Annotated in this window: 16 protein-coding genes; all 16 read right to left on the bottom strand. The window is 27.4% G+C overall.

Annotated features, from left to right (window positions below; genetic code table 11):
* Window positions 1–45 precede the first annotated feature (45 nt).
* The 16 genes from CHAB381_RS00795 to CHAB381_RS00865 all read right to left on the bottom strand — a co-directional run bounded on the left by CHAB381_RS00795 (window position 46) and on the right by CHAB381_RS00865 (window position 20830).
* Window positions 46–6399: an SNF2-related protein gene (locus tag CHAB381_RS00795; RefSeq protein ID WP_012108050.1), complete on the bottom strand. Its 6354-nt coding sequence runs from the start codon at window positions 6397–6399 to the stop codon at window positions 46–48.
* Between the two features lie 81 nt (window positions 6400–6480).
* The gene (locus CHAB381_RS00800; RefSeq protein WP_012108051.1) at window positions 6481–7296 is read right to left on the bottom strand and encodes a hypothetical protein; all 816 of its coding nucleotides are present in this window, start codon (window positions 7294–7296) and stop codon (window positions 6481–6483) included.
* Window positions 7297–7306: 10 nt separating this feature from the next.
* A complete protein-coding gene (locus CHAB381_RS00805) occupies window positions 7307–7744 on the bottom strand; it encodes a lytic transglycosylase domain-containing protein (protein WP_012108052.1) in 438 nt (145 codons plus the stop codon).
* Window positions 7745–7754: 10 nt separating this feature from the next.
* Window positions 7755–9905, bottom strand: coding sequence for a DNA topoisomerase 3 (locus CHAB381_RS00810; RefSeq protein ID WP_012108053.1), 2151 nt, complete (start codon window positions 9903–9905; stop codon window positions 7755–7757).
* 11 nt (window positions 9906–9916) lie between these two features.
* On the bottom strand, window positions 9917–11260 hold the full coding sequence (locus tag CHAB381_RS00815) for a PcfJ domain-containing protein (RefSeq protein ID WP_012108054.1): 1344 nt from the start codon (window positions 11258–11260) through the stop codon (window positions 9917–9919).
* A 12-nt stretch (window positions 11261–11272) separates the two neighbouring features.
* Window positions 11273–12073, bottom strand: coding sequence for a hypothetical protein (locus tag CHAB381_RS00820; protein WP_012108055.1), 801 nt, complete (start codon window positions 12071–12073; stop codon window positions 11273–11275).
* A gap of 17 nt (window positions 12074–12090) precedes the next feature.
* Window positions 12091–13017 (bottom strand): hypothetical protein, encoded by a 927-nt coding sequence (locus CHAB381_RS00825; protein ID WP_012108056.1) that lies wholly within the window; start codon window positions 13015–13017, stop codon window positions 12091–12093.
* Window positions 13017–13706, bottom strand: coding sequence for a TrbM/KikA/MpfK family conjugal transfer protein (locus tag CHAB381_RS00830; protein WP_012108057.1), 690 nt, complete (start codon window positions 13704–13706; stop codon window positions 13017–13019). The genes CHAB381_RS00825 and CHAB381_RS00830 overlap by 1 nt, the downstream gene beginning before the upstream one ends.
* Window positions 13703–14128, bottom strand: a complete 426-nt coding sequence (locus CHAB381_RS00835; protein WP_012108058.1) for a cag pathogenicity island Cag12 family protein — start codon at window positions 14126–14128, stop codon at window positions 13703–13705. The genes CHAB381_RS00830 and CHAB381_RS00835 overlap by 4 nt, the downstream gene beginning before the upstream one ends.
* A complete protein-coding gene (locus CHAB381_RS00840) occupies window positions 14125–16101 on the bottom strand; it encodes a type IV secretory system conjugative DNA transfer family protein (RefSeq protein WP_012108059.1) in 1977 nt (658 codons plus the stop codon). Before CHAB381_RS00840 ends, CHAB381_RS00835 begins: the two co-directional genes overlap by 4 nt.
* Complete coding sequence (locus CHAB381_RS00845; RefSeq protein ID WP_012108060.1) at window positions 16091–16852, bottom strand: hypothetical protein; 762 nt, start codon at window positions 16850–16852, stop codon at window positions 16091–16093. Before CHAB381_RS00845 ends, CHAB381_RS00840 begins: the two co-directional genes overlap by 11 nt.
* Window positions 16849–17835 (bottom strand): ATPase, T2SS/T4P/T4SS family, encoded by a 987-nt coding sequence (locus CHAB381_RS00850; RefSeq protein WP_012108061.1) that lies wholly within the window; start codon window positions 17833–17835, stop codon window positions 16849–16851. The genes CHAB381_RS00845 and CHAB381_RS00850 overlap by 4 nt, the downstream gene beginning before the upstream one ends.
* A 3-nt stretch (window positions 17836–17838) precedes the next feature.
* Window positions 17839–18006 (bottom strand): hypothetical protein, encoded by a 168-nt coding sequence (locus tag CHAB381_RS08830; RefSeq protein WP_012108062.1) that lies wholly within the window; start codon window positions 18004–18006, stop codon window positions 17839–17841.
* 8 nt (window positions 18007–18014) lie between these two features.
* Window positions 18015–19226 (bottom strand): type IV secretion system protein VirB10, encoded by a 1212-nt coding sequence (gene virB10, locus CHAB381_RS00855; protein WP_012108063.1) that lies wholly within the window; start codon window positions 19224–19226, stop codon window positions 18015–18017.
* Window positions 19219–20148, bottom strand: coding sequence for a P-type conjugative transfer protein VirB9 (gene virB9, locus CHAB381_RS00860; RefSeq protein WP_012108064.1), 930 nt, complete (start codon window positions 20146–20148; stop codon window positions 19219–19221). The genes virB10 and virB9 overlap by 8 nt, the downstream gene beginning before the upstream one ends.
* 4 nt (window positions 20149–20152) lie before the next feature.
* The gene (locus tag CHAB381_RS00865) at window positions 20153–20830 is read right to left on the bottom strand and encodes a virB8 family protein (RefSeq protein ID WP_012108065.1); all 678 of its coding nucleotides are present in this window, start codon (window positions 20828–20830) and stop codon (window positions 20153–20155) included.
* Between the last annotated feature and the right edge of the window lie 160 nt (window positions 20831–20990).

A 20990-nucleotide genomic window follows, 5' to 3' on the forward strand; every position in this document is an offset into this window, starting at 1 on the left:
AAAAATTAAAGTAATATAAAATCTATTATTTTAATATAAAATAAATTATAAAATTTCTTTGTTGTTTTCTTTGTTGTTTTCATTATTTAATATCCTATTGTTTTTTAAATTTTGACTTTCTAAAAATTTTGACTTAAATGAACTTTTATAAGCTGGATTTTTAGATGATTTTGCTAATTCGTTTATAATAATTTTATTTTCATCCCTTAATAAATTTAGTATATTTTGCTTTTTATAGGTTTCATTTTCATTTAAATAAACTTTTAAATCAGCTGTATTTTTTTCTAATGATTTAATTGTTTCTTTGTTTTTATTTTCTTCTTTTAATAGATTTTCTTTATTTAGATAATTGTTTAATCTTCTTATAAAACCATTAAAGGAAATATGAGTAAAAAGGTTATTGTCATCTATCTTATAATGTAAGTTTTCAGGATAAAAATTAGTTATTTTGCCATCTGTTCTGTCTTGTATTGTAAAAGATATCTCTTTTGGATTATCGCTCCATCCACCATATATTGTAAAACCCTTATATCTCATAATTTCCATTATATTTCTCTCATATACAGATATATTTTTAAAATTTTCTAAAAATATACTATTCATAGATTCTTGCTCTAGTTTTACAAAATCATCATTTCTGTCTTTTGGTATATCAAATTTTCTTTCATATTCTGTGCTATATTTAGATCCATATGGAGATAACATAGTGCATTGAAAATTCTCATTTTGATTGTTGTTGAGCGTATTTTGAGCGAGTTGCAAATTTATAATATCTTTTTTAAGATAGTCAATTTTTTTATTATTGGCTTCTATTGTGTCTTTAGCATTTATTATATCATTTAAAAAGTTTTTATATAAGATTTCTTCTTTGTCTAAAGCACTTTTTAATTTTACTTGATCAATTATAAGTGGATTTCCAGTTGCAGCAGCTTTCATTTCAGCCGCACTTGCTGCTTCTTCTTCAAAGCCACTCAAGGTTCTGCCATCAACTAAGCCTTTTCTAAAATTTACTAATGAGTTCGATTTAGTTTCTATAATCTGCCAAGAAACTGCATCATAGGTATTTTCAGTTACATAACGAAATTCTTTTATCTTAAAATTATCAGGATCTTTTTGGAATAAAACATTTCCTTGTCTTATAACTCTTCCATTTCTTTGAATGAAATCACTTGGTCGCCACGGCACATCAAAATGGTGTATTGCTGTTACTCGTTCTTGAACATTTGTTCCAGCTCCCATTTTTGCTGTTGAGCCTATTAAAACTCTTATCTCGCCACTATTTACTTTTTGAAACAACTCTTGTTTTTTAGCATTGCTTCCGCCAGTATCGTGTATAAAAGCTATCTCTTCTCTTGGAATACCTGCTTTTACTAGCTTTTTATATAAATCTCCATAAAGAAAAAATGAATTTTCATCGCTATCTCTATCTTCTTCTTGATCAAAATCTACATCATCTTCGATAATTTCATTTATATTAATAAAATCTTTTTCTTGTTTGTTATTTTCAGTATCGATATTTAAATTTGTAGATAGTTGATTTGTTTGGCGAGGTGTTCCTATATCTAAGAATACTAGTTGAGTTCCTTTTTCTTTATCCCAATTGTGGTATTCTTCTACTATATTTTTAACACAGTTGTTCATTTTAGATTTTTCAAAATCAGGTGCATTTGGATCTATTAGTCTAAAGTCAATTCCTGCTTTTTTTGCGTCACTTGTGCATTTTAAGTGATTATCTATTTTTGGATCAAAAGAGCCACTTCCTAATTTTTCCATTCTTGCAATGATTGAGCCTTCATTATAGTTTCCATCTTTATCCTGGACACCTATATAAAATCTTTGTTCTTTGCTTATTGGCGATACGCTTTTTATGATATTTACTTCAGGAACATAGTGAGTATAGTGTTTTTTAATGTCTGAGTTCGTTACAATATCAGCAATCTCTCCGTAAGCTCCACACACTTCAGGCAAATTATTAAGTGCTGTAAATCTACTTACAATTTTAAAATTTTGTGCTGTTGCGTTTAGTTCAGGCACATTTTCTATTTTTGCAAAATTACTTGCCCAAGCATCAAATGAGCCAATACCTTTTTTTTCTAAATCATTAGGCATTAAATACTTGTTTATATTATATAGTTCAGTTAGTGAGTTTGAAATAGGCGTTCCAGTAAGAAAGAGTATTTTTTTATCATTATTATTTAGATATTCTGTAAAACAATACATAGACAAAGCTTTTTTAGATCCTGCTTGATTTCCTAAACCTTTTACCTTTAAATGTGTAGAAAATGGCAAATTTTTATACATATGACTTTCATCTACTACTAAATAATCAATTCCCAAATCAGAAAAATTTAAAGCTTTGGATTTGTTACCTTTATCTAATTTCTCTTTTAATCTTTCTTCTAAAGAATTTAATCTTTTTTGCATTTGTTTTATTGAAGCAGGGCGGATATTTTCATCATTTTTTTCAGCAAAATTTATACTTTCTTGCAACTCTTCAATTTGTCTTTTCACAACATTTTGTTCTACTTCTGGAGGAACTGGAATTTTTTCAAGCTGAGAATGCGAAATTATAATAGCGTCATATTCTCCATTCATAATTTTGCCAAAAAACTCTTCTCTGTTTTGCGGTGATACTGATTTTTCATCACTTATTAACAAATTTGCATTTGGATAGGCATTGTAAAACTCATCAGACCATTGATTAACTAAATGATTTGGAACTGCAATAAGAGCCTTGTTTGTAATCCCTAATTCCTTTTGTTTCATAACAGAGCAAATTGCAGTTAATGTTTTACCTGCTCCAACTTCGTGATCAAAAAGGCAATTTTGCTCATTGATAGCTCTAAAAATAGCATCTTTTTGATGTTTTCTTAGATTTATATTTGAGTTTAAACTATCTAGCTTTAAGTCGCTTCCATCATAATGTTTATGTGCGTAGCAATTAAAAGTATTATTATAAATTTCGCAAAGATCAGTTCTTCTTTCATAATCTTTCCATATCCAATTATCAAATTTTTCTCTAACACTTTGTATTAAGCTATTAACTTTTTGAGTTTTTTCAACATCTACTACTTTTTCCATCATAGGATTGCCATTTTTATCAAATCTTAAATTCCCATCAACATCTCTTAACTGATTGCCAGTTTCTTTTTTAATGACAATACTGGAGTTTTGTAAAGCATTTGTGCATATGTTATAAGGTGAAAATCTTTCAAAACTAAGTCTTCTTTCATTGTATATAGTCATAGGATGGGTTTGACCTTCAAATTTCCACTCACCTGTTAGGTTGCTTCTACTTAAATGCCAAAACTCTTGTGAAATTCCAAATTCACTTTCAAAAAAGTCATTATAATATTTTAATGGTATCCAACTAGCTCCCATAGGTGCATCTATTTCGCTTGGTTTTAAATCTGTTGGAATGACTTCTTTTAAACTTTCTATATTTTTATTTATTTCAGGAAAAGTCTTGGCTATATCTTTGGCTATTTTTAATTTTTCTCTTACATCTCCTGATAGATATTTAGCGGACAAAACAAATTCTTTTTCGCCTTGCGATAGTTTAATTGGATCTAAAAAAATTTGATTTTCAGATATTAGACTATTTGCAACATCATTGCTAGTTTTATTTAAAGTTTTAGCTATATATTCTATATTTGGTTTGCCGTATTTGTTTATACTGGCAATTAATCCATCAAACTCATTGTCAAATTTAATTTCTGATTTTGGTTTTATTACTCTGTGTATTAAAATATTTGCTTTTTCACAACTTTCTTTTCTTGGCGTGACACCATTTTTTAAAGCTAATTCAGGACTTATTGCTTTTTGGTAGTTTTTTTCAAGCGATGCAATTTTAGCGTAATCTACATCCTGGTCGATTCCACTTTTTCTGCTTGAATTATGCAAAAAACCACATTTTTTATGATAAATATCTAAAAAATTATTTAATTTTTCTCTTGCCTGGATTAATTGGTTATTATCATCGCTAATATCCGTTTTTTCAAGCTCAATTAACTCTTTATGTGCATCTCTTAAATTTATAAAATTTTTAACTCTTTCTTGTTGTGCTGGTTTTAGTTCAGGCTTTGTAGCAAGAATACCATTTGCATTATTTATTTCGCCTTTTTTAATGTAAATTTCATTATTGAATATAAAATAGTTATTTTGTTTTAAATCTTTATAATAATTTGCATCTATTATCTCATCAAGGTAAATCTCATCATTAATTTTTGTTTCATTTTTGTGGAATTTATAGATATTTTTTGGTAATGTTTCAACAAATCTATTTAGTTCATTTTCTAAATTCAAATTTGAGTTTTTTGTGCAAACTAGCTCTTCTCCGTGAGATCTAATTTTAATTTCTAAATTTCCTAAAATATTGTTTGGATTTTGAATAAAATAGTTGTTTATTATTTGATTTGTATCTTTAAAATTTTCTACATTTAGCCAATTGTTGTTTAAATTTAAATCTTTACCTTTTTTAAAAAATACAATATCAGTTGATGAGTGAGTGCTATCAAAGGTATTTTCAGGTAGTCTTACAGCACCTAAAAAAGTTGCGTAATTGTCTATATATCTTCTTGTTGTATCTGTTTTTGAATCTAGAAATTTAGTAGAGATAACAAAAGCCATAATTCCATCATCTTTTAGCATATGTGAAGCAGATTTTGCAGCAAAAAAGTTATGTAGAGACATTCTTGGAATATCTTCTTTTAAAGCCCTATTTTTATCTATAATGGCTATTTCTCCAAATGGTGGATTTCCTATTATTGCATCAAATTTAGTAATGTTTTGATTGGCTAAGTCGTCTTCATATCCCATAGCATAGTGTTTTTGATTTGGAAAAAGTAAAGATAGCATATCGGAACTAAGATGATTTTTTTCAATAGTTAAATATTCAAAATTTGGATTTGGTTTTAAAAAAGCACCACTTCCAGCACTCGGCTCTAGCACTCTTTTTTTATTATTATCGCTATTAATTCCCATTTCATTAAGTGCTTTATGTATAGTATTTACCAAAATTTGAGGCGTAAAATATGCGTTTGTGATAGTTTCTTTTGCTTCTTTATATTCTTCTTCGGTCAATAAATTTTTTAAAAGTGTATTTTCTTGTTTGAAGTTTTGATTGTTTTCATCAAAAGATTCACTAACACCGCCCCAGCCTGTAAATTGTGAGATAATAGTTTGTTCTTCTTTTGTAATTGTGAAAAAATTATTATTGCTTATAGCAACATTTTTGATTTTAGTTAGTTCTTTTGTAAGTTTTATAGCTTCATAATTTTTATAAAATCTATCTTTTTTGCCTTTAATGAGAATCTCATCTTGATAGATAAAATCCTCATTTTTATAGGTTGAAGTTAGCTTTAGAGTGGAGTTTCTAATATCTCTTTGATTGTTATTATTTTCTCTAAATCTTCTAGTTTGAAAACTTCCATCTTGTTGTATTTTTCTGCTTGTTTCTCTTCTAGTAGGTTGTAAATCTTTGATGATTCCATCGCTATTTTGTTCAATTTGAGAAAAAATTCCACTTGCTCGTTGTCTGTTTTGATGATATTCATCTTTCGTAATTTCATCACTATGTATCGCATTGGATGACTGATTTTGTCTAAATCTTCCACTGCTTTGATTAGTTTCACTGCTTGGCTGTTCGCCCAGCTCTCCTTGAATGCTCCCACTGCTAGAAGTTCCTTCCAAGTCATTCCATTTGGTAGATATTTTGTGTCTATCATCATATAGATTTTTGCTATCTTGTATCCTATGTAATACGGAATTCCCAGACTCTCCTGCATTTGCCAAAATCCCATCATCTTTATCTTCTCTTTGGCTTGTTTGCTCGTATAGGCTAGAAGTATTAGATGCTCTTGAATTCTGCTTGCTATTTGTAGGCAATGTATCCCATCGTTCATTATGTATTTCATCTCCTTGTCGCAACCATTGATTATCAAGGTTGAGAGATACATCTCTACTAAGTTCAGTTGTAAAATCGAATTCAAGTTGAATAGGCTCATTAAGTCGTTTGTTATTAGAGATGTTAGATTTCTCTTCTCTTTCATATATTCTATTGCTACTTGAAATACTTCCATTTTGGGTTGTCTCTCCCTTGGATAGTCCGTATTGCTGTCTATTTGTGTCCATAGAGGATTGGAATTCTCGCCTATCAGAATCGATTGGATATTCATCCCCGTTAGCCATTGTGCTTCTTCTAATGGTGTAGTCTCCCTTAGTATCCATTTCTGTGACATTTCGTTCTTCCAATTCTCTTTTTCTTTCGGTGTCATTTCCCAAGCTGCTTTCATCTGCTTCTCCTTTTAGATATTCATCTAGTGTATCAACTTTATTTTTATAAAGTTCTTCGAATAGTCCGCCTTCCCACCACTCTTGTTTTTGTTTTCTCTTTGGCATATCTTTTCCTGAAATTATAATAAAAAATTCTTAATATTAACTTAATATAATTTCTATTATATTAATATAAATTATATTCTTTTAACTGATACCTAAACTTGTAGGTTTTGAAATTCCTTTTTCTTTTTCTTTTGTTTTAGTTATTTTTGATACAGCTTCTTTTGATAATTTTTCTATATTGCTTAATTCTTTTTCTGTGATAGCATTATTTTGTTTATTTATAGGATTTTCATTTTCTTTATTTTGTTCTTTATCATTATTTTTATTGTTGTTTTCGTTAGGAAAATTAAATTTTCTATCTAGTCCATATGAATTTGTAAAAGCAACTAAAAAAGCTTCTAAATTATCATCTCCAAGACCTTTTCCTGCTTTTGCAAGTTCATCTATTCCACCATCAATGGCTTTTTCTATAGATTGAGTATTAACTTTAATCTTATATTTTTTATTTTGATCTTTTTCAAAAATTTTTTTCCAATCTCTTTTGTCATTTTCATTCAATACATTATTTGTTATTTTTTCAGTGCCAATATTTATGAGCTTTTCTAAATTTCCATCTTGAAATAAATTTCTTCCCATTGGTGCATTAAAATCTAATTTATTTCCACTTGGAGTTTGAATTTCAAAATTTAAAGTTTCTTTAGGAAATTTATTTTTGTTAAAATTTTCTTCTTTAACTATTTGGTCTAATTCATTAACCATCTGCATAACAGCGATAGCACTATCGCCACTATGAATTTTGTCAAAAATACCAGTTTTTTTAAAAAACTTCTTAAACTCAGGACTAAAATTTTTATCAGGTGTGATTTTTATGGAAAAATTTGGTTTTTCTTCATTTTCTTTAATGTTTTCTTTGTTTGTTGATATATATTCATCATTTTTGATATTTTCATTTTCCATTGTAAATCCTTTATTTTATAATTTGATTAAAATTTTTATTGTAATTGGCAATATTTGAAACAACTTTTATGTTATAAGTGTTGTTATTTACTTTTCCGTTATAGCAATTTAAAGCTTTATAGTTTAGTCCCCACTTATTGATACATCTTTTCAAAACAATTGCTCCAAATCCAATGTTAATATCAGGGTTAAATAAATCTTTTTCTTTATAACCCATAGATTTTAACTCGGGCAAATGAATAGAATTAATTTGCATAATTCCTATATCATAACTTCCGTTGTCATTTCTTGCTACTTGATTAGGATTTAAACTGCTTTCTGTTTTTGCAATTCCATATAAAAGCAGTGGTGAAATATTGTTTAATTTTCCGTGTTTTATAAAAAGATGATTAAATTCACTGCAAATTCCTAAATTTACTACCAATAAAAAAAGAAATAATTTTTTCATAGTTTATTCCTTATATTTCAGGCTTTCCATTTTTATCATTTATAAAACCTATTTGGCAACCTTTTGTCTTCCAACCGCTACAAGACCAATAATAGCCATCTCCTTTTTTGTTTTTCCACCTATTAAGAGCAGAGCCACATTTAGGACAAAAATACTTTGGTATGTTTGGTTTTCCATTTAGGTCTGGATAAATCTCAGAGCATCCATTTTTCCAATTGCTACAACCCCAAAAGTCTTTGCCAGTTTTTTGTGAGTGCCTTTTTTGTAAAAATCCTTTTCCGCATTTACAAGGATATGTTTTGTCAATTCCGTTAAAATTTTTATCTAGTAAAGCATTATTTTTTATAAGCTCTATTTGTTCTTCTACTTCATCAAATACTCTATTTAAAAAATCATCTTTACTTAAATTTCCATTTTGAATTTCAAGTTGTTGTTCATACCAAAGAGCGGTCATATCAGGAGTTGATAAAATTTTAGGTGCTAGAGCTATTAAATCCCTACCTTTTTTTGTTGAAATTATAGATTTTTTTTCTTCTCTTATATATTCTCTTTCAAAAAGATTTTTGATGTGTTCTGATCTAGTGGCTGGTGTTCCAATTCCACCATTTTCGCCTTTTTTATCTTTATCTTTTTCTTTTAAAAGAGTTTTTATTTTTTCATCTTTTACATATTTACTTATCGAAGTTAAATCTTTAAGTAGTGTTGGCATTGTATAATATGGCTTTGGTTTAGTCTGCTTTTTATTTATCTCTATATTTAATGTTTGGCAATTGCCGCTTTCCAAAAGTGATAAATCAAAACTATTTTCTACTTCATCATCATTTTTTTGTTCGCTGTCGTTTTCACCACTAAAAAGAGAAAGATAGCCGTTTTTTGTGATTTTTTTCTTACTAGTGGTAAATTTATAATCATTAATAAGAATTTCAATATTAGTTTGTAAATACTGCATAGGTTCATAAAATTGAGCAATATATCGTTTTGAAATTAGTTTATAGACATTTTGTTCATCTTTGCTCATAGAGTTAAAATCAAATGTCGTTTCAGTTGGAATGATAGCAAAGTGTGCTGTAATAAACTCATCATTGAAAGCTCTACTTTTTAAATTTGGATCCGCATTTTTTATTATATTTTCAAAGTCGCTTAAATTTGATTTTATCGAGTTCAAAACATTAGTTGAACTTTCCCACATATTAACAGGTAAATATTCACAATCTGAGCGGTTATATGTAATGCATTTGTATTTTTCTCTTAAGTCTTGAGTGATTTTTAGAGTTTTGTCTGGTTTAAAGTTAAATTTTTTAGAACAATCTGCTTGTAAATTTAAAAGATTGTAAGGAAGTGGTGGATATTCTAGTTTGTTTTCATTGGTGACATTTAAAATTCCATTTTTACCCAAGCAGATATTCTTAATTTCATTTGCTTCATTTTCATCTGTGATTTTTTCATCTGTTTTTAAATTTGCTAAAATTTCAGCTTGATGGGTTTTAAATTTTCCAGTTAAAGTATAATAAAAACTACTTTTATGACCTTCTCTTTCTAAGTCTCTGCTGACTACTAATCCAAGTATTGGAGTTTGAACTCTACCAACACTGATAACACCTTTATAACCATTATTTTGTGCTTTTGTAGTATAAGCTCTTGTTAGATTTATACCAACAATCCAATCTGCTATACTCCTAGCAAAGCCACACTCACTTAAATTACTAAAATCGTTATTTGATTTCATATTTTTTAATTCGGATCTTACGCCTTTTTCGGTTAGATCGTGTAACAAAAGTCTTAAAACTGGTTTTTTATTATTTGCATATTTTAAAATTTCATCGATTAGAATTTGACCTTCTTCATCAGCGTCACCGCAATTTATAATAGTATCTACATCAGATCTTTTTATTAAATTACAAATTATTTTTAATTGTTCTTTTGAACTTTGTATCGGTTTATATTTAAATTCATCTATTTTTAATGGTAAATCTTTTAAATCCCATTTTTTAAAATTTTCATCATAGTCTTCTGGCATATATAATTCAAGTAGATGTCCAAATGCCCAAGTGATAATATTTTCGCCTTTTTGAAAAAAGCCATCACCATTTTTATATTCTCCATCTATTCCTGCTGCAATTGATTTTGCAAGAGCTGGTTTTTCCGCTATAAACAGTTTCATTTTTTATCCTTTTATCCTGGTAATAAATTTACATTATTTATTTCAATTTCATTTTTAACAAACTCGATAATTTCTTTTGGAGCTTCACTATTTGCAAAGCCTTTTATTTGTCTTAAATAAAAACCATTTTTATTTTGTCTAATTTCAATTGTGTATCTTTTATCATCCTGTCTTAGTGAGTAAATCATACAAATTTGTTTATTTATCTCTCGTATATAACTAGCAACACAATTTCTATTTAAAACTCCTTCTTCTATTATTTCTTGTTTAGTGCTTAATCTTTTTATTTCTTTTGGTAATTTAAGTTTTAAGAATTGATTGCCTTTACTTATTTTTAAATTAGGAGCGTAATGTATTTCATTTTCTAAGGCAATACGGTCGTGTTCTTGTTTTATTCTCTTAAATGATTTTATATTTAAGTTTATTTTTTCTTTTTTATCAATCATCATTTTTATATAGTCATAAATGATAATTTTGTCATAATTTTTGTTTATATTTTTTAAATGTTTATTCCGCCAAAATTCAGATAGTAGCGTTATTATAAATGATTTATCTATTTTTTTATCTTCAAATTCAAATATTTTTATATTGTCATCTAAAAATTTTATAACTTCAAAAAAATATTCTTTGGGAATATATTTTTTGATTTTGATATTTATATATGAAGTAATTAGTTTATATTTATTTGTATGATTAAAAAATGTTTCCTTTGGATATTTTGAAGCAAATATATACTTTTTATTTTTAAAGTCTTTTAGCTCACTAAATTTAAAAGCTGAATATATGTTTATTGGATTATCTTTGAAATCTTTTATAATGTCATTTAAATTAGTATTATCTTTTTGTAAATACTCAAAATAAATAATAAAGAACTCATAGATTAAATCATTTCTTTTACAAATTTTAGCTATATAAGATAATGACATTTCAAAAAATGAGTAGTTTTTATTTATCTTTTTATACATACCTGAAAAAATTTCGTAATCATTTTTAATAAAAATATTGAAATTTATTTCACTAAATATTGTTTCTATATATATATTATAACCATTATTTGAAAAATTAAAATTTGGTAACGATATCATTATATCTTTGTCTCTTAATTCTATTTTTAGTAGATGACCATTTTCAATTTTTGGTTCAATTAAGCTTGTAAATTTGATTATATTTTCTTGATTTTCTTCTAAAAATTTCAAAAATTCACATTCTATTTTTATAAAATATATAACATTGTTGGATTTACAATAAGTATAAAATTTTGATTTTAATTTTTCAAATAATGGCTTTAATTTTGGAAAATTTGTAGATACTTTTTGATTAAATTTATCTTCAAACTGTTTATCTAAAAATGGCATAATTATCCTCTCTTATGATTTAGCAGAGAAAATCTCTGCTAAAAATTTAAGACATTGATTTACTCTTTTAGTGGTTTTTTTGGTAGCTTGTTTTAGTATCTTTTGCTCACCTAAATTACCACTATTATCAATTGGAGTAATCGACTTTAATACAGCGCCTTGTGTTTTTACAAAATCAATCTCAACCATAGCTGATCCACCTTTTATTTTGTCAACTGTTTCCATTAGTTGCGGATAGTTTTGCAAAGTTGAATCTTTTTTTGCAGATAATGTAAAATCACAACCATTTTGAATTTGGGCATTAAATTTGTCAATTAATTTATTGTCACAATTTTTATCAAATGAATAGCCGTTCATTCCTTTGGTGGCATAAAGTTTTTGAGCTGATTTAATGATTTCATTTGCTTGATTTCTCTCTTCTTCTTGTAGAGTTATGCAGATTTTGTTAAATCCATAAGCCTTTCCATTTTTTCCAATTCCAGATTGATAAAAAGCATCAGCTCTCATAAAAGTATCCTGGTTATTTTGATCTTTACCTTTTATATCAATACCTATTTTATCTGCATCAACTGCTTTTAAAAAATTATCAATATTAGAAATCTTATAAAAAGCATCTCTCGCACCTGGTTTGATTTCTTTTCCATCTTTTTCATAAGGTTTTAATCCACCAAAACCAACTATTGTCAATGTTTCACCTTGTTTATTGACTGACGAATCAGCACTAACATAAACAGAAGTTATTTTTTTATCGGCAGATGTTGAATTGTTTGGAGTAGTATTTTCTACTTCAACATCTTTTTTATTTGTAGCCATTGTAAATCCTTTTTTTATTATTTTAGAATAACTTTTTTCTCATTATTATCACTTATAAATTTGGCATCTAATGGAAAATTTAAAGTTATAGATTGCTCATCTTGTTTAACTGAAATCTCTGCAAATTTTTTGCCAACTTCAATAAGACTATTTAACTCATTGTTTTTAATAAAACAAATTGCAGTTAAAACCCCTAAACTAATTGCTAGTGCAATATTTAATATAATTAAGCTCCAAGTTCCTCCTTTAAAAAATTTAAGATTTTTGTGTAAAAAATCATCATAGCTTTTTGCTAACTCTGCTGATTTTTTATTAAAATTATCAAGTTCATTAGTTTGTTTATCTAAAAATTTGTTTAGAAATTCATCATAAGTTTGAGCCATATTTTCAAGTCTAGCTGCTAATTTATTCTGATATTCATTTATGGTTTTTAAATTCTGCTCAAAATCATTTTTAATACCATTGAACTGTTCTTCTATATGTAATTTTGCAAAATCTTCTGAGAATTCTTTTAGACTGTTATATATGTTCTTTAAAAGTAAAGCGTGATTTGTTAGTTCAAAAATTTCTTTACTTGGCGGATTTATAAAAAAACTCATTAAAGTTTCAAAATATTTAGAAATCTCTTCCCAATTTTTATTTAACTCATTAATCAAAGCTGTTACAACTTCGTTGTCTGGCATATAGTTTTTCAAACTAACATAATTATTTTTTTGAGCATCCAGTAATTTTTTGAAATTACTAATAGTTCTTGAATAATCCAATACAATTCTTTTATTTTCGTCATTTATTTCGATACCTAAAGCTTTAAAACTTTCTTCTAATTTTAGTTTTTCTTTCAAGCTTTCCTTTTGAATATTTTCTTTATTTAAGTTGGTAGTATCGTCAATATCAACATTTGTTGTTTGAATTACTTCATTAACTATTTTTTCTTTTTCTTCCATTATTCTTGTTCCCAACAATTTTTATTTATTGTAATTTTTTGATAATATTTTGGCTGACAAAAAGATATATGACTTCTTTTACAAAATTTTGACTTGTTTTTAACTTCTTCAACTGAATTTTTATCTTTTGCCTTTAATGAGTTGTAAAAAGTTTTTGGTATTTCATTTTTAGTTATTCCTTTATCCCATTCATCAATAGGAAAAAATTCACCACTGCAAGTATATTTTACTTTTATATCTGTATATTTACTTGTTTGAAGTAATTTGCAACTTTTTGGTAAGTTAGGGTTTATTCTTGCTGATATTGGTATATGTCTGCATCTTCTTTCTCCGCAAATTTCCTTTGTTTTATATTCAACTCTTGAATTTAAATACTCTGTATTGCAAGGCTCTGAAATATAAACTAAAATATTGTCTCTTAGTTTTTTAAATTCAGCATCATTTTCACCACTTTCTCCAACAGGGCATAGTTTTAAAAATGCTTTTCTTGCATTTAGTGTATCTTCCCATTTTTTTTCTTTGATTGAAAAAAATCTATTAAGAGATGGTTGGCATTCTCCTGGTTTTACAGAACTACTAAGACACAAAATAGCTTCGCAACTCAATCTCGTGTCACCAGTAAGTAAATCAACTTCAACTGCGTTTAATGAGCCAAATAAAATAGCTACTAACAAAATTATTTTTTTCATTTTGTCTCCTTTGTGTGAAAAAATAATATATTTACTAAGTCTTTTTTATAATTTATTGAATCTAATGGTCTAATTTCTATATTTGCATTTACATCGTTTTTAATAAAATAATCTTTGTATTTCTTTGCTAATGGTTCGTATCCTAAAATAATTAATTTATCGGCATTATGTGCCAAATAAAATGTTTTAACAATTAAATCATTTTTAATTAAAGTATCTTTATCTACTGGACTCAAATAAATATTGTAAGTCCAATTATTATTTTTTAAAAAATTATCTTTAGGAACACTATATTTTTTATCTACAATTAAATTATGATTTATTGATATGGCTGAACCACTATCTAATTTAATTGGCTTTGGCGGTTTCGAACAACCATTAAAAAGAAAAATCAAAGATACAAAAATTATAAATTTATTCATAAATTTCCCCTTGTTTCAAAATTTTCATACTCATCACTGTTATACTCCTCATCTTCTATATTTATATTGTCTAATGCATTTTCTATCTCAGCATCTTCTTCTATTGGCAATTCATTAAGTCTTTTTTCTATATTTTCTTTTAAATAATTTTGTAGTGTTTCTTCATTTTGAAGTGGTATTTTTATATAAGTTTCACCATTTTGAATTGCATTTTCTAATGATTTTCTATTTGGAATTTCTTTTATATTTTTTAAACTAGGACTTACTTCTTTGAATTTATCCATAAAATATTTGTTTGAATAATATAGAGCCTTTTTGCATTTAATCGGTGGTTTGCCCTCTATTTTGATAATTTCTGTATCAAACGGCATCTCCTCGATCTCTTTTGAAAGCATTAAAGCTCTACTTGTTTCACTTTCACTACCTCCACCGCCTTGACCTAAATTTCTGCTTCTTTGCTTAACTGTTTTTGTGCCAAGAGATTCACTTAATCTTTTTGCATCATCATCTTTCATAGCATAATAAATCCTACAAGCGTGGTTTTTAAGAAGTGTATTAGCTTCTGCTTGTCCATATCCTTCTGGTTTGTTGTTGGTAAGTTGAGAATCTGCTTGATATATTATTAGACTTCTTAAGTCGTATCCAGCCATAAATGATATAGCTGATGAATAAGTTGCCAAATATCCACTTGCTGTAAATTCATCCATTAAAAGAAGGCAAGGATGTTTTAGCTCTTTATTTGATTGTGGTAAGCCTTGCTGAACATTTATTAAAATGAGCTGTTGCCAAAATATATTCAAAATAGGCTTTGCAGAAGCCAATTTATCAGGCGTAATTCCAATATAAATTGTCATTTTTTTACGCCTTAAGTCCCTAAAATCAAAGTCATTTGCAGAAGTAGCTAGTCTCATATTATCAGCTCTAAATATTGCTAATGGGGATATAAAACTACCCATTGCTGAACTTCTTTCATTATCGCTTTTAATTTCAAAGAATGCATCAATTCTTTCTTTTGCCTTTGGAGATACCATTTTCATTTCTACTAAAGTATTGTAAGTATCTGCAAAATTTGATATTGTTTTTATCTCTCCATCGGCTATTTCTACTTCAAAATTTAATCCTTCACTCAATTTTAAGATTCCATATAAAGAAAATGAGCATTCAAGTTCATATTTTTGTAAAAATGCTATACCTTTTCTAGTCCCAAGCAGGTCATTCATCATATAGCAAAGCCCAATAAAAAGATCTTTTGCTTTTCCATTAAAATAATCAGTTACTGAGCCATCATTTTTAAGTGGATATAAAATATTTGCAAAGTCGTTTAGTTCAGCATCGGCATTTTCACCTTTCATATCTATATAAAAAAGTGGATTATAACGATGAGTTTTAAAACTATATGGGTTGAATAAAAATATATCTTGTTTTAGAATTTCTTTTCTATATTTACTGGTATATTCAAAACATTCTAATTTTATATCTTGAACAACGCAAGAATTTGGATAATCAAGCAAATTTGGTATAACTATACCAACACCTTTTCCGCTTCTTGTTGGAGCTCCAAGTGCTACAAATTGTTGCCCACCAAATCTCAAAAGCTGGTTATTATACATACCTATAATAATTCCGTTGTTATCTATTTTTCCATCTTTTCCTTTTTTAGGAAATAACCCCATTTTTCTTATATCTGCTGAGTTTGCAAATCTTGCATTTCCATATAATTTTTCTTTTTTTGGTATAAAGGGGAGTAAGAAAACTACACTAAAACTTAAAAATAGAGAAATGGTCAGTGCTTCATATACTTTTGGATAACCATTAATTAAGGCTAAAAATGTAAATTCAGGCTTCCATACTTTTGGAAGTAGTTTTAAGGCGTCATTTAATACAAATATTACAACACTTGTTAAAAAATAAGATATAACAATAGCAACAATAGATAAAAATATGATTTGAGCTTTATTTAACTTATCTTGCATCACTTAAATCCTTATTTTTATTGTTTTCTGATTTGTTTTTATCGTTTAATACTTTATTTACAGCTTTGCTTGCTAATTTCCCTATATTGTCTAATTCTTGCTGTGTTATTTTGTTGCTTTTCTTGGAGTTATTTGATATACTTTCACTCAAAGCAGGACTGTTGCAATCGCGGTCTTTAAATTGTTCGGCGAAGCTGACCCCGTTCGCCCTATCCTGCTTGTTATCTTTTTTAGAATAAATTCTTTCTCCTCTTTCTGTCTTTGAGTGTGCTGTTAAGAGATGGCTTTGTTTGTCCCAAGTTCTTTCGCCATACACTATTTTGCTACCATCATTTGCCTCAACAGACCAAACATTTCCTTGATGTTTTATGCTAAATTCAGGCTCTACATTTTTAGCTACTTTTGGAAAACTAAGCATTTCTTCTTTTGTTATCATTCCACGTAAATTTGGATCATCTAAATGTTTTTTTTCTTTTTCCATAAAATTTTGGCTTACATTTATATTGCCCTTGTTGGTTTTAACATTTATAAAATCTTTTTCTTTTTGTAAAACCTTAAACATATCTTTGGCTTCTTTTTTAGAGGTTTTATCCCAAGCTATCTCTTTTAGTTTTATAATTCTTTTTTTTATTTCTCTGATTATTTCTTCAGCTTTTTCAACATCTTTTTCTAAATTTAAAATTTCATTTTGAATTTCTGTTTCTGGTTCAAAACTATCTTTTATCTCGTTAAAACTATCTTGTGATTTCATACAAAATCCTTAACTTCTTTAAAAATTCCATCAAAGTTTTTATATAGTTTTTGTTCGTATAAATATTCAGCTACTCGCCTAATTCCGTTATGCTCTTTTTTAAAGACTATTACTAAATCGATGATATTTTTTATAATGTCAAGTATCATATCTTTACCAAGAGATCTGGCAATTTCATTTTGCATAGACATCATTGCTAGTCTGTTGTAGCAATTTTTGACACTTCCTGCGTGACAACTTGTCATTGAGCCATTGTGTCCGCTTGAGATAACATTTAAAAAATCATATGTTTCAGCTCCCCTAACTTCTGCGAGCAAGATTCTGCTTGGTTTCATTCTAAGGCAAGATTTCAAAAGAGCTGTTGAGTTTAGAAAATCACTTTCTTTTGCTTCGCTTGGATAAAAGAGTTGTTGATAGTTTTTATGTTCGTAAAATCTTATTTCTTCAACATCTTCAATGGTTATAATTCTTTCATCTAGCGGAATAAAATCAATAAAAGTTTTCATTAAAGTAGTTTTTCCACTTCCAGTTTCGCCACAAATGACAATATTTTTTCCTTGTTTAATGGCTTGAATAAAGAAATCAGCACTATTTTTATCAATTGATCCACTTGATATATAATCATTTAATGTATATCGAACTTTTGATGGTTTTCTAATTGTGATTGAAACAATACCATCTTTTGTCGCTGGTGGTATTACGATTTGAACCCTCTCACCAGTTGGCAATACACAAGAAAGTATTGGTTTTGTTTTGTCTATTTGATCTTTTTTGAAAGAGGCACAAGAAGTAGCAAATGCTATTGCTTTTTCATAATCAAAATTTGCATTTTCATCAATATGCCAATTGCCTTTGCTATCTTCATAAAAAATAGCAGTGCCACCGTTATAGCAAATTTCGTTAATTGTGTCATCTTGTAAATATTTTCCAAAATATTCATTTGAATATTTACTTAATGAAACACTGCTTCTAATACCGCTCATTTTTTAATATCCTATTTCTGAGTTATTTTCCAACTCTTTGAGTAATTTATAATATTCATCTCGTTTTTGTTTTAATCTATAAATCTTTAATTTATAGGCTTTAATTTTTTCATCAATATCTTCGATTGTTTTTTGTAAATCTACCTGGTTTATTTGGCTATTTGTATTCATTTTTTATCCTATTTAATTATTTTATTACCTATATAATTAAGCTTATAAACTTTACTAAAATCAATATCTCTGTTTACATAAACTGCTACTAAATCCCCGTGATTTCTATATAAAGTAGGCTCGATATTTATAAATTTTTGTAAAGCAGTATCAGCCATATCCCTTGTTGTCTCTCTTGTATTTTCTGTATAGTCTTTGTTTTGGTTATTTCTATTTCCAGTTCCACCATTTAAAGCCACATTCATAGCATCATCGATTACACTAAGCAAAATAGCAGCACCAAATCTTTGGAGCCAATGATGGTCTATATAGCCTTGAATTCCACTTCCACCAAGTTCATCAGTTGCTCCACTTGATACTGGTATATCTATATTGTTCGGAGTTCTAATTTCTTGCCAAACGACAAAAATTCTATCCATTCCATCATTTAATTGTCCGCTATTAAAAAATCCTGATATTTTTGATCCTTTTTCAATTAAAAGCGTGTTTCCATTTTGAGAATATATGTTTTCAGAAACTGTGCAAGATATACTTCCTTTGATTGTGCTTACCAATTTTGTATTTAAACTACAACCTATATAAGTGCCTTTTGGTAGCAATAAATTTGGATCATATTTGTTTAATTTTGCTATTTTTGGAGTGAAAGCACCAAGTTCATAATCTTTATTAAATTCATTTTTTGGAGTTCTTATTATTTTGCCATTTTCATCAAAACTATAATTATAATTTGGATCGGTAAAATCTACAGGTTTATCTTCTTCGCTTAAATTATTGGAATTTGAGGATGGGTTGGAGTTATTTATCAATAAAGAACTAGAGCTTTTATAAACCTTTGGCGTAAAAGATGTTTTTGTTTGTGCTATTACGAAAGGGTTTGTATTATCAGTATTTTGTAATGTTTCATTTGTTTCTACTTCCTTTTCTTCTTTTTGAACTAGTTCTTGAAATGTTTTAACTGGCGGTTCTTTAAAATCGAAATCTTTTTGCTCTATTTTAGTTCCAATTGCTGTTTCTTTTACTGGCTCATCACTATTTTTATTAGAAAAAAATTTTAAAGCCAAAAGAATTAAGATAATTATTCCAAAAACAATAATTCCTATGCTTTGAAGTTTTTTAGTGCTAATTGCTTCATCATTTAATTCAGATATATTAGTTTTTACTTCTTTATTTTCTTCATTATTGTTTAAAGCGTTTTGACTATTATTTTTTTCGTTACTCATCTTTTATAATCTCTCTTTCTACGCTTCTATTTATAGTGTTATATGTTTTATCAAGCGGATTTTTAGCATATCCATTATTGAAAATTCCAACTAATTTATCACCACTTCTAAGAAGTATTTTCTGAGCTGTTTTGTGAATTACTAATACATCGTAATTTCCATCTTTTTTTAAATGTGTATTTAAAATACTTTCTTTTGATTTTTTATTTACATTTTCATATAAAAAAACAGATGGAATAGTTTTTGTATTGTTAAAGCCTAAATATGTGAAAACTCCATCATCGTATGCAAAATCTGGTGAAATTGTGTCACTTCCTTTATTAATATGCATTAAAAAATCCCAGTTTTTAGGGATAGTAACTTTATTAAGTTCGTTTTCAATATTTTCTTTATTTTTTTGAACTTCTTTTATTCTTTTTTCTTCTGCCAATTTGTCTTTTTGTTTTTGTTTGATTTCATCAGGATATGAAAATTCTACCTTATAATTTATATCTTTATCTTCTATGATTTCTAAGTCAAATACATAAATTCTTTCATTTGTAGTGACTATAAGGTTTGTTTTCCAATCTGTAGAATTTGGTTGTATAACTGCATTATTTTGTAATTCTACTTCATCGCCATTTTGATCTGCTAAAACTTGTTCTTCTTGTTTTATGATATATGCTTTTGGTTTTATAAATAAAAAATTTTCTCTATCTATTAATTCCCAACCATCACTAAAACCAGTAGCTATATTTATTATTCTTTCATCTTTGCTAAATTCCAACATAGTAACAAAACCATTTTTGCAATTAACCTGAAAAACATCATTTGCGTTATATGTTGCAAAAGTTATTCTATTATCAAATTTTGATATTTTTGGTATGCTTATTCCAAATAGAGTTGAATAAAATATTATAAATAAAAATATAAATTTATGCATAAAACTACCTTTCCACTTCATCATCAACTCTATATGTTAAAACTTTAAAACCTAGTGGATTAATTAATCTTTCATTTTCTGTCATTAACGATTGTGGAGAATAATCGTATGCAAGAGTTACAATTTTAGCTTTTTTATTTGTAATTGTGCGAGATTTCGCATCTTTATAAATTTGATTAAATCTTATAGTAGCCATCTTCATTCCATTGCTATTTCCAAGAGTAACAGAATTAATTTCTACATCTATTTCAGTTCTATTTTTTAAAATATCAACTCTAGAATTATCACCTTCATATATTTTTAAATAATCAGAACTTACTTCAGGACTAGACCAAATTTGAACAGTGGTATAATCGTTTTGTAAAATATTATAAAAATACCCTTCACGAATTTTTACATAAGAAGTAGTGAAATATTTATCTAATGCTTCATTGTCAGATACAAATTCTGTCTGATTTACAGAAGTTATAATATCTACCATTCCAGTTGTATTGTCAACTCTTATAACATAAGGCTCTACACTTTTTAACGGCGTTAAGAATACAACTGCTGTAACACTTATAATTGATATAAAAATTGATAAAAAAGCTATTAGCCAAGCTCTACGATTTGATTTTTCAACCAAGTATCTGATACTAGCTTCATAACTTATAGCAGTTTTTGTGTCATTATTGTCTATCATTACATTGCCTTTTTGCTTATATTTTGATTTTTGTTTATAGGAACAAATTCTTCACTATCAAATAAAAAATTCCAATCACTTGTTTCATTATGTAAAGTATTTGTCTTTGTTACGCAACCAGTAAAAAGAAAAGTTAAACTTAATAATAAAAATATCATTT

Source organism: Campylobacter hominis ATCC BAA-381 (genome assembly GCF_000017585.1).
Classification (GTDB): Bacteria; Campylobacterota; Campylobacteria; order Campylobacterales; family Campylobacteraceae; genus Campylobacter_B; species Campylobacter_B hominis.

Bases quoted from the DNA above. Each gene is read 5' to 3' on its own strand.
- CHAB381_RS00830 (WP_012108057.1), bottom strand. From the start codon at position 13,706: ATGAAAAAAATAATTTTGTTAGTAGCTATTTTATTTGGCTCATTAAAC.
- CHAB381_RS00840 (WP_012108059.1), bottom strand. From the start codon at position 16,101: ATGCAAGATAAGTTAAATAAAGCTCAAATCATATTTTTATCTATTGTT.
- CHAB381_RS00800 (WP_012108051.1), bottom strand. From the start codon at position 7,296: ATGGAAAATGAAAATATCAAAAATGATGAATATATATCAACAAACAAA.
- CHAB381_RS00845 (WP_012108060.1), bottom strand. From the start codon at position 16,852: ATGAAATCACAAGATAGTTTTAACGAGATAAAAGATAGTTTTGAACCA.
- CHAB381_RS00835 (WP_012108058.1), bottom strand. From the start codon at position 14,128: ATGAATAAATTTATAATTTTTGTATCTTTGATTTTTCTTTTTAATGGT.
- virB10 (WP_012108063.1), bottom strand. From the start codon at position 19,226: ATGAGTAACGAAAAAAATAATAGTCAAAACGCTTTAAACAATAATGAA.
- CHAB381_RS00865 (WP_012108065.1), bottom strand. From the start codon at position 20,830: ATGATAGACAATAATGACACAAAAACTGCTATAAGTTATGAAGCTAGT.
- CHAB381_RS08830 (WP_012108062.1), bottom strand. From the start codon at position 18,006: ATGAATACAAATAGCCAAATAAACCAGGTAGATTTACAAAAAACAATC.
- CHAB381_RS00850 (WP_012108061.1), bottom strand. From the start codon at position 17,835: ATGAGCGGTATTAGAAGCAGTGTTTCATTAAGTAAATATTCAAATGAA.
- virB9 (WP_012108064.1), bottom strand. From the start codon at position 20,148: ATGCATAAATTTATATTTTTATTTATAATATTTTATTCAACTCTATTT.
- CHAB381_RS00810 (WP_012108053.1), bottom strand. From the start codon at position 9,905: ATGAAACTGTTTATAGCGGAAAAACCAGCTCTTGCAAAATCAATTGCA.
- CHAB381_RS00825 (WP_012108056.1), bottom strand. From the start codon at position 13,017: ATGGAAGAAAAAGAAAAAATAGTTAATGAAGTAATTCAAACAACAAAT.
- CHAB381_RS00795 (WP_012108050.1), bottom strand. From the start codon at position 6,399: ATGCCAAAGAGAAAACAAAAACAAGAGTGGTGGGAAGGCGGACTATTC.
- CHAB381_RS00805 (WP_012108052.1), bottom strand. From the start codon at position 7,744: ATGAAAAAATTATTTCTTTTTTTATTGGTAGTAAATTTAGGAATTTGC.
- CHAB381_RS00820 (WP_012108055.1), bottom strand. From the start codon at position 12,073: ATGGCTACAAATAAAAAAGATGTTGAAGTAGAAAATACTACTCCAAAC.
- CHAB381_RS00815 (WP_012108054.1), bottom strand. From the start codon at position 11,260: ATGCCATTTTTAGATAAACAGTTTGAAGATAAATTTAATCAAAAAGTA.